We start from the raw sequence: 16,148 nt of genomic DNA on the forward strand, positions 1-16,148 counted from the left end.
CTAAGATACTTTACGCGCGAGTTTTTCATACCATCGCTGTGGGATAAGGCACATTTCTGTCGCTTCTCCATTACCAAAACTACCAGTCACCGTTAAGGCAATTCGACCACTTGTATTGATACAATAATTTGTAGCACTCGTATTACCGGTCGCTTTTGGTGGACAAGATTCGTCTTGGCATTCTACTGGAGGACATATACCTCCGGCACACTCCTCTCCACCACCGGTACCACCACCATCTTTACCACCAACAGTAACTGTATGAATACCTACACCAATAACGCTACGTGAAGGCTCTATTTTGGTCGCACATTGACCAAACGGCATACAGAATGCAGTAAGCATACTTTCACCTTTCACACCTGCACCACAATCACCAGAAATACCCGGCTTACTTGCATCAAACGTTGATACATAAAGTTTATAGTTCATAGCTAGAGGTGTACCAAAGACCTTTTCACTTTGTTTCTTATAATTACTGCAATTTGTCAGCTTACCATCCACACCAGCCGTACAATTTTGAAATTTGTAGAACCACCCCCCTTTTTCAGAATAAGGAGCAACTAAAGTTGAATTTGCAAAACGATTTGCCTCTGTTATTTCACCTAAATTTGATTTTTGAAGGTTTTCTGTATATAAATTTGTTGTTCTATTGAATAGGTCGCGACGTGCCACATCCTTATCATAAACATTATAGATCGCGTCATAATCATAGCCAGCTTCAGTAGAAGAAAAATCCTTCATTGGTGTACTACGATTACCGCTTCCTTGTGAAATTACAGCAAAGGTCTCACCATTTTGATTATATAAAGAAAATCCTGGCATATCGTAAAATCTAGGACTTTTAGCGCCATCATTTAATGTTAAAAGTTTAACTGGTGTTTTTGGAACAGCGCCTTTTAACTTTTGTTTATTATCAAAATCCACTCTGAATAATTGTCCACCTAGATCCCCAAAATAGATGTGATCAATTAAATCATCACCATCGCGATCAACTGTACGGATTTCACTTACGACACTGTATTTTAAATCAGTATGCTTCGTTGCTATCACACCTGTGTTGGTATTTGCTGCGGATGTAGTTGCAACATTATCACTTGCCCACCAAAGAAGATCACCATTGTCCGCATCAAACATATAAACGCCAGCGCCTTTTGATTTCGTAGGATTATATGTATCACTTTCATATCCAGCATATAAACCTTTCACACCACCTGTACGCGCATCCCCATCATCACCACCAGCATCGTATCCACCACCAACTAACATGACTCGTTTACGTTCGCCACCCCAATTTACCCAACCAATCGATGGTTTCGACCAACTTTGCCCCATATATTGAAGCTGACTAAACGTTGTAGATTTTGAGCCGCTGTATACCTTTTGAGTTGCAGGGTCAATATGAAATTTAAGTTCAGGACTATTTATATTACTGAGATCTAATGCATAGTAACTACGCCCCCCCATACGCAAACCACCATATGCTATTTGCATACCTTTCTGGCTTGTTGTACGACCATTTCCTACAACCAAGCTGCCAGAACTATCTACCACATATTGTGTATAAAGGCTCCATGGTCCATCAATACCATAATAAAGTTTTTGCATTCCACCATTGGTAACACTGGATAAACGGAAAGCATCTTTTTGATTCTCAACCATTTCATTTGGCACAAAAGCAAACTTTTCTACACCTGTGTCTGCATCAACCACATGTAGTAAGCCTTGCGTGGTCCCAAATAATACGTAGTCCTCACGACCGGTTGACTCCATAACTTTTTTAGTCTTGTTATATTCCAACTTACCTTTATTCGTTACCAAAACTGGATAAGAATGCATCACTGCACCCATTTGACGTAAACTACTCTGTGCTTTCAAGGCGTCAATCGTCGTTGGTGGGTTTGCTACGTCTAAGTTATATCCCAATAATGTAAGCAAATAGCCTCTATTCGGATCATTTTTATATGTTGAATCTGTAACATCAGTTAGTTGAACCTGACGCAATGAACCAGCACCACCAAATGTGTTACCAACTGCTTTACGATTTGTTAATAGTTTTCTTTCAGCATTATTTTGAACATTTGCTCCAAGTAGCATTTGTGACCAAGCACCGCCACGTGCAGCAAACTTCTTACTGCCCACTGTATTTTCATCACTATTTTCTACAGCCGTATTAACGCTTTTTGCCCAATAATCGTAAACTGCAGAGGTAATATTTCCGTTAGCATCATAAGTAGGTTCTTTAATACCACCATCAGTTTTAAATACATCACCTCCTGTTTTACCTTTAAGCTTCCCATCATCACCAACTAAATATTTCTTTAAATTACCTGTCCATAATTGATAATTGGTATTGGGAGTCGGTTGAAAGCTTTGATAATAAGCATTATTTTGTAGCTCAGCAGGGTTTAAAGCATCTCGTGGGATGGTCGGAGAACCTGTTGTTACAGAAGGAATATCTTTAGATAAATTACTAATAAAGTCATTCACACTTTCTACAATATCAGCAGCCTCGTTACCTGAATACCAACCTCCTTCCCCCATAATCCCCCAATATGCTGCTTCTTGTACATTCGTTAAATTTGTCTTTTTAGTTCCATCAGTATTTACGAATGGGGCTAAATTTTCAGCTTGTGATTTATTAACATCATATTTTGGAATATTATTAAAACTATTACCAAAACCCACCACAGCTGTCTTAAATTTTAGCTGTTTTGCATTTTTAGTTGGATCCAATAAAGCTGAATTCAATTTACCGATACAATCCCAGCCTGGAGATGTTCCCGTACAAGAGGGAAAAGTTGTTTTCCCAATTGCAGCTCTAGACAAATCTGCAGTTGTACCCTTATTAGGTTCACCATCTGTTAAGACATAGATACCCTGTCCACTACATTTTTTCACTTCATCTGTTTGAGTCAATGAATACGGTGATAGATACTTGTTACCATCCTTTGTCAAACTATCCGATTCACTCCAACCTCCATTATTAATATCTTTAGTGGATGTCCCCATTAAATATGAAATGGTCGTCGCATATGATCGCCCTGTAGGTGTATTTGAATTAGCGGACAATCCATTTATCTTCTGCCACAAAATTTGTCGTTGCGTTTTCCCCCCTACAACAGCATCTAACCTTCTTGCAGGGACTAAAACCGCACCTGACTCTGTATTGCTAGGTGATCCTAAAGTTGATAAACCAATAATTTTATCATCACCCAATTTATCAATTGTTGCAGTACCATTTAAAAGGTTATCCATGGCCGTTTTTAATCGAGCTATTCGGGTTTTTCCTGTACCATCATAAGAACCACTCCCAGTCATACTCCCAGATACATCTAGCATAAACATCAACGTAATATCACCAGATTTCGCATCCTGATAAATATCAATATCACTTGCTTGTGAAACACTTGTAGTCACTAAGCCCGTACTAAATGCAGCCATACTTGCTACAAGAACTTTATGGCGACATGAATTAATAAAATTCTTAGTTTGTTTTTTCATTTCATTACCCCAAATCTATACAAAGTCTTGAACAATCACATATTCCGTTACATGTGATGTATATGGAACATTTAAATCAGCAAGACACTCTGTCACTGTTTTACGTGAAATTGCATTTAGTGCCACTGAAGTACCTTCAGGTACAGTTGCTTCACTCATATGATTTCTAAAACAATTATTAATATCTGTTGTTGATGCATTAGTTAGTGTTGGCATAACCGAGACCGCAAAAACTTTTACAGGTTTAGTACTATCAAATTTAACTGTTTTGTCATCTGTGCCAAATTGCGCACCAAAAAACGGATCATTTTCTGAAATACTTGTAAATTTCACAGCCACTTGTGTCATAACTGCCTTACGACCGCTAGTAAAAAAGTTAGTCGTACTTTCGTCAGCATTACAGTATCCATCTAAACCAAATTCATTATTTGTTGGGGCTACCTCACCAGGCTTCCAATAAATTAAACTGGCCCGGTTAATATCAAAAAAACTAGGCTCTGCTCCGCGATAGCAAAAAACCATTTCCTTTTCCTTATCAGGAGCCCCACTGATATACCCAAACATACCACTTGAACTCAATGCTTGAATGATATTGTCTTCACGCTCGACATTAAAAAAAGCTGAATCCGAGTTTTGTAGCAATAGCTGTTGTGCCTGACTATTTGTTGCAATATTTAAGCTCACTAAACTTTGGCGAACAGCCAAAGTTCCTAGGACCACAATTGCGAGTAAAAGAAATAAGACAACAATTAAAGTTGCACCACGCTGTTTATTTATCATTGTCCTCTCTCCCCAAAAGTGTTGCGCAACGATACTGTTTGCGTGACAACCTGTCTTGCATATTTAGGAGCACTAGCTGTAGGTGTTGTTACTGTGACTTCTTGATCCAAAATCCGAAAGGTTTGATCATCTTTAAAATCAGCACCACCACCTACAGTCTGATTTGAACGCACCAAGACCCCGAGTTGAACAGCCAAAATTCTTGGACGGGGATCCATAGCCATGTATGTTGCTGCATCAACATAACGATGGTTTGCACCTGACTGAATCGAATATAAGACCCTAAATTGGTCTGCTCTCTTTATAATAATTTCACCCGCCCCACCCAAACCGTCGATTTCAGTTGGTGAGCCCTCTAATGGGTAGTGCCCCGCATCACATGCTAATGCCAAAGGTGAGTTAGGCTCATTTGTACTATTATTCGTATCTGCTCTTAAAAAATAACGCTGAACAACAACATGTCGACCTTCAGCAAGAGTAAATTCAAGTTCATTACCCTCACAATCTGATCCGCCATACCAAACATCATCGGCTTCCGTTGCCGTATTTTTATGATCTAAAATATATTGAGGCACAAATTGAATTGTAAGCTGATCACTAGCTTCCCCTTGTACGTTTGAAACACCTGTCCACTGTGGAGCTGTACCAACTGAAAGACCATGACTTCTACTTAAAAGCGTTTGACTTACAGAATTTCCTACTAAACTTATCGGTAAATTTGCTTGTTTTACACCACTGACTTCAACAGGATTTGATGATGAACGAAAAACCACACCACCATAAGTTGTCAAATCGTTGATGCTAGATTGAACAGTATTTAAATTTCCCAACCGAATGTCTTTCACAATATAATTCAGTCCAAAATTAGCATCATCTTGTAAACTAGCCTGTCCTTGCTGTAATGCTTGGCTACGTGAACTTGTCAGAAATAGCATTGTGGCTGCTGCAACAATTACTAAACCTAGAGCTAATGCAATCATCAACTCAATTAAGGTAAAGCCTGCTTGTTTAATTGGGTTCATTTAGTAAACCTCCATAATCAAACATGTTGATTCCTGTTCATAGCTAGCCCCTGTTGTACAGTTCCCCCTTTCAGCACCATCAGTAGCAGAAGTATCACCCCACGCAACATAAATACATCTACGGCTATCCGCATTTCCTTGGCATGGTAAGTAATTAACAGACATTCCAATAACTCTTGCTTTTGTTGCAATCTGAGCAACATCAAAATCAGCCAAATCGGCACTAGAACAATTCGCATTAAAGCAATTTATTGGGAAAACTCGCTGAGTATTTGCTGTATTCAAATGAAAAGCATAAACCTCTTCAGCACCACGATTTACCCGCATTCTTTCAGCCAAATCACGTGCTAAATTAATTGCTTGTATTCGCGAGCCACTTTCAGCAGTTGCCTCGATAGCTCTATATTGCAAAGCAATAAAACCCATCACCCCTATTGCAAGGATCAAAAGAGCTACCAATACTTCAATTAATCCAACACCTTGTTGATTCTTCTTTTTAATCATTAGCATGTACCCTCAACAACTTGCTGAATCGTTCCCATTTTTGAAACACTAATTGTTTGAGATTTACCCCCAGCAACAGAACACAAAATAAAGCTAGTATCTGTTGTTGCGCCAACCACTCCACCACTTAAACCATATGTAATACTTGTTTCACTTGCGGACGTTAAATGTGTTTTACCATGAGGCATCCAATTCACTACTGTGGCAGTATCTATAGGCAATGCATCTGTTTCTTCTGAACTTAAATTGACATCTATGTTCCTACGCTCCAACACTGCCTTTGCTCGCGTTTGATTTAACACTCCAATAAGTTCATTTGTGCTTTTCTTTAAATTTTGGCGAACAATCATATCTCCAAATGAAGGCGCAGCCAGCATGGCGATAATCCCCATCACAGCAATCGTCACCATCAGCTCTATTAACGTAAATCCTTTATTTTTCTGCATACTCCCCCCCAAGGCGCGCCAAACTTTACCCTATTAAAAATAATATCTAATTAAATTACAAAACAAACACAAATAAGGATAAAAGGCATAAAAAAACAGATAATTGCCAAAAAGCAATTATCTGTCAATTCTTAAAAAAATTCAGAATGTTAAGTCATTAACACTTTATGCCTGAGTTACAGGAATACGTAACTCTTTTGGCAAACTAAATGTAATATTTTCTTCACGACCATCCAACTCTTGCGGCGCTTTTGCTCCCCAATCTTGCAGTCGCTGAATTACTTGTTTAATTAATATTTCAGGTGCAGATGCTCCTGCAGTTACACCAATTTTTGTGTGTTCATTAAACCATTCTTGCTGCAACTGATCTGCATTGTCCACCAAATACGCATGCTTACCCATCCGTTCTGCCAATTCACGTAATCGGTTCGAATTCGAAGAGTTCGGCGAACCCACAACCAATACAACATCACATTGCTCAGCCAGATCACGTACGGCATCTTGGCGGTTTTGAGTGGCATAACAAATATCATCTTTGCGCGGCCCCTGAATTTCAGGGAACTTCTGACGTAGGGCATCAATGACTTTTGCTGTGTCATCTATAGAAAGCGTTGTCTGAGTTACAAACGCTACTTTTTCCGGATGCACCACTTTTAGATCAGCAACATCTTGTTCATCTTCAACCAAATAAATCGAACCACCATTTTTAGTGTCATATTGACCCATTGTCCCTTCAACTTCTGGGTGACCTTCATGACCAATCAAAATCGCTTCCACGCCTTCACGTGCGTACTTGGTCACTTCTATATGTACCTTGGTCACCAAAGGGCACGTCGCATCAAAAACTTTTAGCCCACGGCGCTCAGCTTCTTGTTGTACTGCTTTAGATACACCATGCGCACTGAAGATCACAATATTGTCATCAGGGACTTCATCCAGTTCATCCACAAATATCGCACCACGTTGACGCAAGTCGTCCACCACAAATTTATTGTGTACCACTTCGTGACGTACATAAATGGGTGGGTTAAAGCATTCCAATGCACGGTTCACAATCGCGATGGCGCGATCAACACCTGCACAGAAACCGCGTGGATTAGCTAAAACAATTTCCATAGAATCCTCAATGCCCACTCAATTTTACGGGTATCACTTGAAATAAATGTAAACAATAGACGTCTGACTATTTTGTTTGGCGCGCGTCTACTCTAAAATAGAGAAGATATTTTATCATATCAGGAAAAATATCATGTCGGGTCTCTTGTTTGTCGTTTCTGCTGCATCGGGAACGGGCAAAACATCCCTCGTTAAAGCCCTGCTTGAACGTGTAAACAATTTACATGTCTCTGTTTCTCATACCACTCGTGGTCAGCGTCCTGGCGAATTAGACGGCGTACATTACCATTTTGCTAAAAAAGAAGATTTTCTATCTTTGGTAAATGAAGGCGGCTTCATTGAATATGCAGAAGTTTTTGGTAATTATTACGGTACTGCACAGCGCACAGTAAAAGAACAATTGGCCAAAGGTCATGACGTTTTACTTGAAATTGACTGGCAAGGTGCTGAACAGGTTCGTAAACTTTTTCCTGAATCTAGACAAATTTTTATTCTTCCTCCGAGTCAGTTCGATTTACGTCAACGTTTATCCAATCGTGGTACAGACTCTGTTGAAGTAATTGAACATCGTCTTAGCTGTGCCGTAGAAGATATGCAGCAATACGTTAATTTTGACTATATCATTATTAATGATGACTTTAATAAAGCACTGCATGACTTAGAGTCCGTTATTATTGCCAATCGTCTTGTTTTAAAACAACAAGCTATGCGCCATGAAAAACTGATTGAGAAATTAATCACCCCTATGGAACAGTGATTAAAACTTGAGTCTATAGACAAAGCACCTTATACTGCACAGTCTGTTAAAATTTTATATTCAAACGAGAATTCTTATGGCACGCGTAACCGTTGAAGATTGTTTAGACCATGTAGACAACCGCTTTGAGCTTGTACTAGTGGCAAGCAAACGCGCGCGTCAATTGGCACGTCAAGGTATCGAACCTACTGTTGAGTGGGACAATGACAAACCAACCGTTGTTGCTCTTCGTGAAATCGCAGCGGGTCACGTTTCTAAAGACATTTTGAAACAACGTGAACAAGACTACCAAACTTCAAGTTTAGACCTTGCACTTTCTGCAAATAACCTAAACTTAGACGGTTTTTCTTTCCAATAAGATAAACCTGACCTTAAAAGCCTAGTTTTTAACTAGGCTTTTTTTATGGATTCTCTTTAATATTTTACTCAGAACAGTTATAACATAAGCTTAAGAAGTGCAAAGCAGGCGAAAAAGATTTTCATTTTTTTAAACTAAAAAATTGACAAGTCATGCAATATGCATTTCATTAAAGTATTAACCGTTTCATTTGTAAATCAGTAGTAAAAGGGTGTTCTATGCCAGGCCCAATGGTCAGCCAAGCCAAGCAACAGTTAAATGTGATTATCGACGCTTACCTTTCAGTAAGTGATGTCGAACGCGTGCTTGAAGCTTGCGACTATGCGGATATTGCCCATGATGGCATTACACGTAAAAGTGGCGAACCCTACATCCTTCACCCAATTGCGGTGAGCTGTATTTTGGCGCATATGCGTCTTGATGCGGAAACTTTAATGGCTGCTTTACTACATGATGTCATCGAAGATACTGAATTTACCAAACAAGATATTACTGAAAAATTTGGTCTGACCGTAGCTGAACTCGTCGACGGCGTCACAAAACTCAGCCACTCTAGTGATAAAGAATATAATAAAGCCGCATCTTTCCGTAAAATTCTGCAAGCAACACTACAAGACCCACGTGTCATTATTATTAAACTGGCAGATCGTTATCACAATATGACCACACTAGGTGCTTTACGCCCTGACAAACGTGCTCGTATTGCCCAAGAAACTTTTGAAATTTTTGTGCCTATGGCACGCCTTGTCGGTATGAATGAAATGGCCGACAACCTTGAACATTTGTGTTATCAAAATCTCGACTTAGATATGTATAACAATGTTCAAGAAGCTTTATTACAAACCAAACCGAAACGCTGCGAATACCAAACCAAGTGGGAAAATAACCTCACCGCCTTACTAGAACAACACCATATTTCAGGTCGAATTAAAAAGAAGAATAATAATATTGAATTACTTCGCCACTTTGTAAAAAACGATATCGATCTGCAAGAGCTCACCCATAGTCATGCCTTTGAAATTATTTTACAAAGCATCGCAGACTGTGACCGACTTGCTGATATCCTCAAAGAAAGCTTTAAAGTTCTAAATTACACCGATCATATTCGCCGCCCGTTACCCGGTGGCAACCAGTCACTGATGATGCGCTTAAAAGGTGAAAAGACCATTTTATCTCTGACTATCCAAACGGAGTTGATGCGTAAAGCGGCGCGCTTTGGTGTGGTTCTCGGTGAAAATGCACCACAAGCTTGTCGCTCAGCGATCCAAGCCTCCATGCAAAATTTAAACGTGTTAGTCGATGGCGCATGTGCAAAGACCACATTTAGTGAATTACTGGATTATCTACATCAAGAAAAAATTTGGGTCTACACCCCACACGGTCATTTGCATGAACTCCCTCAGGGTGCCACAGCTGTTGATTTCGCTTATTCAGCAAGCTTATTTTTGGGCAACCATGCCGTTGGTGCAAAAATTGATGGGGAAACCAAGCCCCTTTCAACACCATTACTGAGTGGTCAAGTGATTGAAATTATCACTGATGTTCTTGCAACACCAAACCCTGACTGGCTAAGCTTTATTAATACCCAAAAAGCCCGCCGCGCATTACAAAATATCCTCCGTGACCAAGACCAAGATGAACAACGTTTAGTTGGTCAGCAAGCTTTAAATCGCGCATTAAAACTCTTTAACCGTTCTGTAAGTGATTTGACATTAGCGGATTGGGAAAATGTGCTGAATTGGCGTCATTTAAATGATAAAGAACAATTATTTGAACAGATTGCCGTGGGTGACTTATTACCGCAATTGGTTGCTAATCATTTATATGCTCAAGATACCATTCAGACTTCAAACTCTGCACGCTTAATCTTGGGCACTGATGGCGTCGACGTCAAATATGCGCACTGCTGTAACCCCGTTTTAGGCGATCCAATACAAGGGCATTTATCACGTCGTGGTTTGATTGTGCACCGTTCACGTTGTCATAATTTATTGCATGAACAACATTTACATCCTGAAAATATCATGCCTTTACACTGGACTACAGAAGACAGTGAGGACATTAGTTTTACAGCCTATTTATGCTTAAACATGCTGTTAAATGATGAGCAAATTTCAGAACTGATCTATCTATGCCGTAAAGAAAAAATAGGTGTAGAAACTGTCCGCTCACATGAAGAAAAAACCTATGTGAATATTGTTGTACACAATCGTAAACAAATTGCCGAAATTATCCGTAATTTAAGAATGCATTTTGGCTTCCCACGCATCAGTCGTTTGGCACAACCTGTTGCCATTGCTGAGCCTGCGAAAGTTGCCAGCTAACCTGACACCGCATATGTATATGTGCTGTGTCTGTGATGATAATAGGAGAAATAGATGTCCCGCCAGGTAATCCATACTGAAAATGCACCCGCTGCAATTGGTACTTACTCACAAGCCATTTTAGTGGGCGACACTTTGTATTTATCAGGTCAAATTGGCTTAGATCCATATAGCATGGAGCTGGTAGAAGGCATTGAAGCTCAAATTCGCCGTGTATTCGACAACTTAAAAGCGGTATGTGAAGCTGCAGGTGGTTCGCTAGCAGATATCGCTAAGCTGAATATTTTCCTTACCGACCTTTCTAACTTCCAATTGGTCAACCAAATTATGGGCGAATACTTTGCTCAACCCTACCCTGCACGCGCAGCACTCGGTGTTGCTAGCCTACCAAAAGGTGCACTAGTTGAAATGGATGGCGTGGTGATTATTAATCAATAAGTTAGTAAACACCGATTAAGCCCTTAACTAAATATCATATTCCAAAAGAACAAAAGCCACACATGGAAATCTGAGCATTACTCAGATTTCCGCTTAAATGACATTTTTTATTCAAAAACTCAATTATCTTAAAAGCATTTTTAAATGATTTTTATTGACAAACGATAATAATTATCAATAATATTACTTATCCCATTTATTCACTTGGTTTGATTTCATGTACGTTTGTTTGTGCCGTGGTATTACTGATCAAGACATTAAAGATGCAATTGCCAATGGTGCAGAAAGCTATCGTGAAGTTCGCGATATGCTCGATTTAGGCACCTGTTGTGGTCGCTGTGCTCCTGAAGCACGTATGATCATCAGTGACGAAGTTGCACAAATTGCAGCCCGTATCGCAATTGCTGCTTAAACCAAGTTTTTAAGTTTCATCAACAATCATAATTATAAAACCAATGGTCTCAGACCATTCCTCCTCCCCCGCTTCTGACTCTAAGCGGGTTTTTATTTATTAAAGATCTGAAAATTAGCGCCTTGTTTTGATTGTGATTTTCATTTGCTGTTCTATAAAACACTCGCTAAATTACACTTTGTTGTTTAAGATATTTCTATTCTAATATCGAATTTATATTGCTTAGTTCGAGCTTTATTGCAGTTAAGGAGTCAGACATGAAAGGCAATCGTGATGTAATTAATCAGTTAAATCAGGTGCTTTATCATCATTTAACTGCAATTAACCAATACTTTTTACATTCGCGCATGTTTAACGATTGGGGCATTGAGAAACTCGGTTCTGCAGAATATAAAGAATCAATTCGTCAAATGAAGCATGCTGATAAAATTATTGAACGCATTCTATTTTTAGAAGGCCTACCTAATTTGCAACACCTAGGTAAGCTCTATATCGGTCAGCATACCGTTGAAGTTTTAAATTGTGATGTACGTAAAGTCAAAGAGAACATTGAAGCCATTCAAACTGCAGTTAAACTAGCAGAAGAGCAGTTAGATTATGTCACTCGAGATCTAGTTCAAGAGATTTTAGAAAAAGAAGAAGAATGGTTGGATTGGACGACGACTCAGCTTGATTTGGTTGAATCTATTGGTGTAGAGAATTATATTCAGAGTCAGATTTAAACTTATTAAAAAACCCGCATCTGCGGGTTTTTTATTTTCATAAATTACTACCAAGGGCGAAGGTCAACAATTTTTATCACTTCACCTGTTTCCTTATTAACTAAGACAGTCATATCTACAGCATTGGCTTTTAAGGGCACGTATCCAGTCACTTGAGGATACTTCACTAATATCTCTTGTACTTGTTTCTGATCATTAAATTGCTCTAAATCTTTTAGGCTTTTTGCACGTTTTTTTATTTGTGGCAAGGCTTTAGTAAAATCCACATAACGTTCAGGCTTTTGAGCAATTGAAATTCCGCCTAATGCCTCAGCAAACATATCGTTCTCATGTTGTAATTTATCTTTAGCAAATTCTACAGATACATATTGAGGGCTTAAAAATAAGGCCTTCTGATATAGAATTTTCGCTTGATCTAAATGCTCGGTAATTAGTTCATTTTTACGTACCAATTCAAAACGGTCTACATTATAAGCAATCCATACAGGGCGCCCTTGCTGTATACTATAAATTCCATAGCCCAAAGCAGCAATTTGAATAATAATTATACCTAAATCAAATTTGAGTGTCTTTTTTCCTTCTTTATAGACTATTAACCCCAATAATGACATCTATGACACACATTATCAGCAAAATTTGCATCACGTATACCGCTATTGCTAGTGGCGAGGGATACCAAATAAAAAAATATACAAAAACCAATGACACAACTAAAAAAGAATACAATAAATGCTTAAGAAAAAATTTTAGTCGCATAAAAATATTTGCTATAGGTTTAAAAAAATTTAGACAAAAAAAAACGCATCTTATAGATGCGTTTTTTATTAAAAAATTAATTACGGCACTCAGCTGGAACGTGTTTATGATTAGCAGCAGGAGCTGAGCATTGCCATGTGATTGGTGCTGCTGGAATTGCACCAGCCACAAGCGCTGGAGTTGGAGTCATAGTTAATGGAACTGATCCTGCATTAGCATTTGTAGTTACAGTAATAATACCTGCATCACTAATTGCAACAGCACCACAGTTATTAGTTGCGGCATTCGCATTAAAACCAGAAGCAAATGCTGTACCAGCAGAAGCATTTTCAACTACCGTAGTTTTAGCACCCGCCATTAAGCCCACACATTCAGAAACACGTGCACGAACTGTGTAATCTTGATAAGCAGGAATCGCAATCGCAGCAAGAATACCGATAATTGCAACAACGATCATTAATTCAATAAGGGTAAAACCTTTTTGAGCGTTCATAACATTCTCCACAAATGTTTTTTAATTTAATTATTTAATAAAGCTATGTAGCTTGTTTTATAAATAGCACAGAGTGTGCCAAGATTTATTATAGTGAAAATGACAGAAAAAACAGCACTTTAAAAAAATATTTTTATTTTTTGTAATCATTACGTCTCTTTTTGTGTTTAAAAGTGACGATTTGTGTCACTTTATCACCGTTTTTTAGCGCAAAATAATGGGCGCATTTGCGATTTCATTATTTCGATCTACAGACTTTCCTGCATAAAAGTGATCCATCACTTCACCAATCTCTTTTACACCAACCGTCAAAGCTATTCGGTATTGTTTATTTTGCATGTTTTGGATAATTCGCGCGCAAATGGCCTGCCACACTTGGGCATTGGTTGCCTGTCTCATCCCACGATCAATGACAATTTCAACCTGACGTTCACATAAGTTTAAATAAAGCAAAACACCACTATTAAATTCCGTATCCCACACACCCAGTTCAGCAAAAAGCTGTTCAGCACGTGCGCGGGTATTTTGATAATAGGCTTGGTTCGAAGGAATATGCCCTTCAATCACCACTTGTATTTCGCCCACATGGCCATGTTCGGCTTCTGTCACTGCTTGTGCAATGGCCTGCTGATCTTGCTTATTAAAAAAACGGTTTGCTGCGGGCATATAAAAGAAGTGCTTCAACCAGCGTTTAAAACTTGGTTGCTGTATTTCCTGTGTTTTAGGACAGGTGACAATTTCTGTTGTTTCTGTTTTCGTTACCATGAACCTGATGCTCCCCCACCGCCAAAGCCACCACCGCCTCCACTATAGCCGCCGCCACCAAAGCCACCACCTCCGCTACGGCCTCCACCACCCCCACCACCAGCAAGAAACATTTGAAAAATGGTTTGAGCAATAGCCGTAATCAGTAAAAAGAAAATTGCCCCACCCATCAACAGACTGGTGAGTAGACCTGCACCATTGACCAAACCCGCAACGGTACCTGCAACAGCAGCAGTTGACGCACTTAAGCGCTTACCCACAATAAAGGATGCAAAAATACCAATCACCAAAATAATGAGAACCGTTGTAAAAGTTTTCTCTTTGGCTTGCTGCTCGTGTAAGGCTTGTTCCTGACGTTCTTTCAGCTCTTGGGCTGCTTGAGCTGCAACTTCAGGGTCTTGATTTAAAATTTGGGTTATTTCCGTTAAGCCAGCATCTATGCCTTGAGCATATTGGGCTTGCTTAAAATACGGTGTGATATGATTACGAATAATGCGACTGACGATGATATCGGGCATGATTCCTTCTAACCCATAACCCGTTAATATTTGTATGCGACGATCATTCACAGCGATCGCCATCAATATCCCATTGTCACGTTTTGCTGAACCGAGTTGCCATTTTTCTGCAACACGCATGGCGTAATCAAAAATATCTTCTTGACCTGTGGTTGGCACAATCACGACGCCAATTTGTGCCTTGCCTTGTTCGTGTAACTGTAAAATTTTCTGGCTAATGGCTTGCTTTTCAGCAGCAGAAAGTAAGCTTGCCTGATCAACTACAGGTTCATTGAGCGTCGGCAAGCCCCGAATCGACTCGCCATCTGACATATCATTGGCGATATTCGGCTGCTGAATTTTGATTTCAGGCTGCGCTGTTGTATCTTTTTGCGCAGCTGACTGTTGATCTTTTAATATTTTAGCGACAACAACTGTTTCAGCATCTACATCTGTAGCGGTGGCAGTTTCTGCATGTGTGAAACCCACCACACACAATAAGCATGCTAAAACCATGCGCTGCAACCACAACAAACCTGTATGTTTTAGCTCAAAATCCACCATCAGCCCACCTCACAATGCAGTGATGCCAATTAATTAAAATCAACTTTTGGTGCAGTTTGTGCACTTTGCTCTGCGCTAAAGTTAGGCTTGGTATCCATACCGATGACTTTAGCTGTCATCACTTGCGGGAACTGGCGTGCATAGCCGTTAAAGTCTTGTACCGTAGTAATGTAGCGATTACGTGCGACAGCGATCCTGTTTTCAGTGCCTTCAAGCTGTACCTGTAAATCACGGAATTGCTCATTGGCTTTTAAGTCTGGATAATTTTCCGAGACTGCAATTAAACGAGAAAGTGCGCTGGTCATCTGCGCTTGAGCTTCTTGATATTTTTGGAACAGTGCTGGATCTTCCAAAACTTCCTTATCCACTTTTAAGCCCGCAACATTGGCACGTGCTTGAGTCACTTCGGTCAGTACTTGTTCCTCATGTTTCGCGTAACCTTTAACCACATTGACAAGGTTAGGTACCAAATCTGCACGGCGTTGATATTGGTTTTGCACCTCAGACCATGCTGCTGTAACAGCCTCGTCTTTGACTTGTAATGTGTTATAGCCACAACCACTCAGGGTCAACGTACTGACTAATGCGATTGCGAGCATGCTTTTTTTCATTGAATTCATAACCCTTAACCTCAAGTATTTATTTGTAATTGTTTAAATAAATTCATTCTAACCCTATTTTTCGAATGAA

At 39.5% G+C, this 16,148-nt stretch carries 16 protein-coding genes and 1 pseudogene; 6 read left to right on the top strand and 11 right to left on the bottom strand.

What is annotated here, in order from left to right:
* From FTU13_RS03980 to ispH, 6 genes are all read right to left on the bottom strand, one after another.
* Entirely contained in the window at positions 1-3,504 is a 3,504-nt protein-coding gene (locus FTU13_RS03980; protein ID WP_180126907.1) for a PilC/PilY family type IV pilus protein, read from the bottom strand.
* Between the two features lie 15 nt (positions 3,505-3,519).
* Positions 3,520-4,284 (bottom strand): pilus assembly protein PilX, encoded by a 765-nt coding sequence (locus FTU13_RS03985; protein WP_180126909.1) that lies wholly within the window; start codon positions 4,282-4,284, stop codon positions 3,520-3,522.
* Positions 4,281-5,306, bottom strand: coding sequence for a PilW family protein (locus tag FTU13_RS03990; protein WP_180126911.1), 1,026 nt, complete (start codon positions 5,304-5,306; stop codon positions 4,281-4,283). Before FTU13_RS03990 ends, FTU13_RS03985 begins: the two co-directional genes overlap by 4 nt.
* The gene (gene pilV, locus FTU13_RS03995) at positions 5,307-5,816 is read right to left on the bottom strand and encodes a type IV pilus modification protein PilV (protein WP_372491161.1); all 510 of its coding nucleotides are present in this window, start codon (positions 5,814-5,816) and stop codon (positions 5,307-5,309) included.
* The gene (locus tag FTU13_RS04000; RefSeq protein WP_180126915.1) at positions 5,810-6,256 is read right to left on the bottom strand and encodes a GspH/FimT family pseudopilin; all 447 of its coding nucleotides are present in this window, start codon (positions 6,254-6,256) and stop codon (positions 5,810-5,812) included. The genes pilV and FTU13_RS04000 overlap by 7 nt, the downstream gene beginning before the upstream one ends.
* 165 nt (positions 6,257-6,421) lie before the next feature.
* Positions 6,422-7,372 carry a 4-hydroxy-3-methylbut-2-enyl diphosphate reductase gene (gene ispH / locus FTU13_RS04005; protein ID WP_180084571.1) on the bottom strand — a complete coding sequence of 317 codons (951 nt, stop codon included), beginning with the start codon at positions 7,370-7,372 and terminating at the stop codon, positions 6,422-6,424.
* 133 nt (positions 7,373-7,505) lie between these two features.
* Here ispH and gmk point away from each other — a divergent pair, with 133 nt between their 5' ends.
* The 6 genes from gmk (at position 7,506) to bfr (ending at position 12,383) form a co-directional block, all read left to right on the top strand.
* A complete protein-coding gene (gene gmk, locus FTU13_RS04010; protein ID WP_180055425.1) occupies positions 7,506-8,129 on the top strand; it encodes a guanylate kinase in 624 nt (207 codons plus the stop codon).
* Between the two features lie 76 nt (positions 8,130-8,205).
* Entirely contained in the window at positions 8,206-8,487 is a 282-nt protein-coding gene (rpoZ, locus tag FTU13_RS04015) for a DNA-directed RNA polymerase subunit omega (protein WP_067762989.1), read from the top strand.
* A 218-nt stretch (positions 8,488-8,705) separates the two neighbouring features.
* Positions 8,706-10,811, top strand: a complete 2,106-nt coding sequence (locus FTU13_RS04020) for a bifunctional (p)ppGpp synthetase/guanosine-3',5'-bis(diphosphate) 3'-pyrophosphohydrolase (protein ID WP_180126917.1) — start codon at positions 8,706-8,708, stop codon at positions 10,809-10,811.
* Positions 10,812-10,865: 54 nt separating this feature from the next.
* The gene (locus FTU13_RS04025; RefSeq protein WP_180024298.1) at positions 10,866-11,249 is read left to right on the top strand and encodes a RidA family protein; all 384 of its coding nucleotides are present in this window, start codon (positions 10,866-10,868) and stop codon (positions 11,247-11,249) included.
* 217 nt (positions 11,250-11,466) lie between these two features.
* On the top strand, positions 11,467-11,661 hold the full coding sequence (locus tag FTU13_RS04030) for a bacterioferritin-associated ferredoxin (protein WP_078192519.1): 195 nt from the start codon (positions 11,467-11,469) through the stop codon (positions 11,659-11,661).
* Positions 11,662-11,918: 257 nt separating this feature from the next.
* Entirely contained in the window at positions 11,919-12,383 is a 465-nt protein-coding gene (bfr, locus tag FTU13_RS04035) for a bacterioferritin (protein ID WP_180126919.1), read from the top strand.
* 47 nt (positions 12,384-12,430) lie between these two features.
* Here the strand turns inward: bfr and tfpZ are convergent.
* The 5 genes and pseudogenes from tfpZ to FTU13_RS04060 all read right to left on the bottom strand — a co-directional run bounded on the left by tfpZ (position 12,431) and on the right by FTU13_RS04060 (position 16,078).
* A pseudogene (gene tfpZ / locus FTU13_RS04040) lies at positions 12,431-13,145 on the bottom strand (TfpX/TfpZ family type IV pilin accessory protein).
* Between the two features lie 70 nt (positions 13,146-13,215).
* Positions 13,216-13,632 carry a pilin gene (locus FTU13_RS04045; protein ID WP_180126921.1) on the bottom strand — a complete coding sequence of 139 codons (417 nt, stop codon included), beginning with the start codon at positions 13,630-13,632 and terminating at the stop codon, positions 13,216-13,218.
* A gap of 204 nt (positions 13,633-13,836) precedes the next feature.
* The gene (locus FTU13_RS04050; RefSeq protein ID WP_180126923.1) at positions 13,837-14,397 is read right to left on the bottom strand and encodes a TPM domain-containing protein; all 561 of its coding nucleotides are present in this window, start codon (positions 14,395-14,397) and stop codon (positions 13,837-13,839) included.
* Complete coding sequence (locus FTU13_RS04055; RefSeq protein WP_180161097.1) at positions 14,391-15,458, bottom strand: YgcG family protein; 1,068 nt, start codon at positions 15,456-15,458, stop codon at positions 14,391-14,393. Before FTU13_RS04055 ends, FTU13_RS04050 begins: the two co-directional genes overlap by 7 nt.
* A 29-nt stretch (positions 15,459-15,487) precedes the next feature.
* Positions 15,488-16,078: a LemA family protein gene (locus FTU13_RS04060; RefSeq protein WP_078189372.1), complete on the bottom strand. Its 591-nt coding sequence runs from the start codon at positions 16,076-16,078 to the stop codon at positions 15,488-15,490.
* Positions 16,079-16,148: the final 70 nt, after the last annotated feature.

Origin of the sequence: Acinetobacter sp. YH12064, assembly GCF_013419735.1 — a bacterium.
Lineage (GTDB): Bacteria > Pseudomonadota > Gammaproteobacteria > Pseudomonadales > Moraxellaceae > Acinetobacter > Acinetobacter amyesii.

Bases quoted from the DNA above. Each gene is read 5' to 3' on its own strand.
- rpoZ (WP_067762989.1), top strand. From the start codon at position 8,206: ATGGCACGCGTAACCGTTGAAGATTGTTTAGACCATGTAGACAACCGC.
- FTU13_RS04050 (WP_180126923.1), bottom strand. From the start codon at position 14,397: ATGGTAACGAAAACAGAAACAACAGAAATTGTCACCTGTCCTAAAACA.
- FTU13_RS03990 (WP_180126911.1), bottom strand. From the start codon at position 5,306: ATGAACCCAATTAAACAAGCAGGCTTTACCTTAATTGAGTTGATGATT.
- pilV (WP_372491161.1), bottom strand. From the start codon at position 5,816: ATGCTAATGATTAAAAAGAAGAATCAACAAGGTGTTGGATTAATTGAA.
- FTU13_RS03985 (WP_180126909.1), bottom strand. From the start codon at position 4,284: ATGATAAATAAACAGCGTGGTGCAACTTTAATTGTTGTCTTATTTCTT.
- FTU13_RS04055 (WP_180161097.1), bottom strand. From the start codon at position 15,458: ATGGTGGATTTTGAGCTAAAACATACAGGTTTGTTGTGGTTGCAGCGC.
- FTU13_RS04025 (WP_180024298.1), top strand. From the start codon at position 10,866: ATGTCCCGCCAGGTAATCCATACTGAAAATGCACCCGCTGCAATTGGT.
- gmk (WP_180055425.1), top strand. From the start codon at position 7,506: ATGTCGGGTCTCTTGTTTGTCGTTTCTGCTGCATCGGGAACGGGCAAA.
- FTU13_RS04045 (WP_180126921.1), bottom strand. From the start codon at position 13,632: ATGAACGCTCAAAAAGGTTTTACCCTTATTGAATTAATGATCGTTGTT.
- bfr (WP_180126919.1), top strand. From the start codon at position 11,919: ATGAAAGGCAATCGTGATGTAATTAATCAGTTAAATCAGGTGCTTTAT.
- FTU13_RS04020 (WP_180126917.1), top strand. From the start codon at position 8,706: ATGCCAGGCCCAATGGTCAGCCAAGCCAAGCAACAGTTAAATGTGATT.
- FTU13_RS04000 (WP_180126915.1), bottom strand. From the start codon at position 6,256: ATGCAGAAAAATAAAGGATTTACGTTAATAGAGCTGATGGTGACGATT.
- FTU13_RS04030 (WP_078192519.1), top strand. From the start codon at position 11,467: ATGTACGTTTGTTTGTGCCGTGGTATTACTGATCAAGACATTAAAGAT.
- FTU13_RS04060 (WP_078189372.1), bottom strand. From the start codon at position 16,078: ATGAATTCAATGAAAAAAAGCATGCTCGCAATCGCATTAGTCAGTACG.
- FTU13_RS03980 (WP_180126907.1), bottom strand. From the start codon at position 3,504: ATGAAAAAACAAACTAAGAATTTTATTAATTCATGTCGCCATAAAGTT.
- ispH (WP_180084571.1), bottom strand. From the start codon at position 7,372: ATGGAAATTGTTTTAGCTAATCCACGCGGTTTCTGTGCAGGTGTTGAT.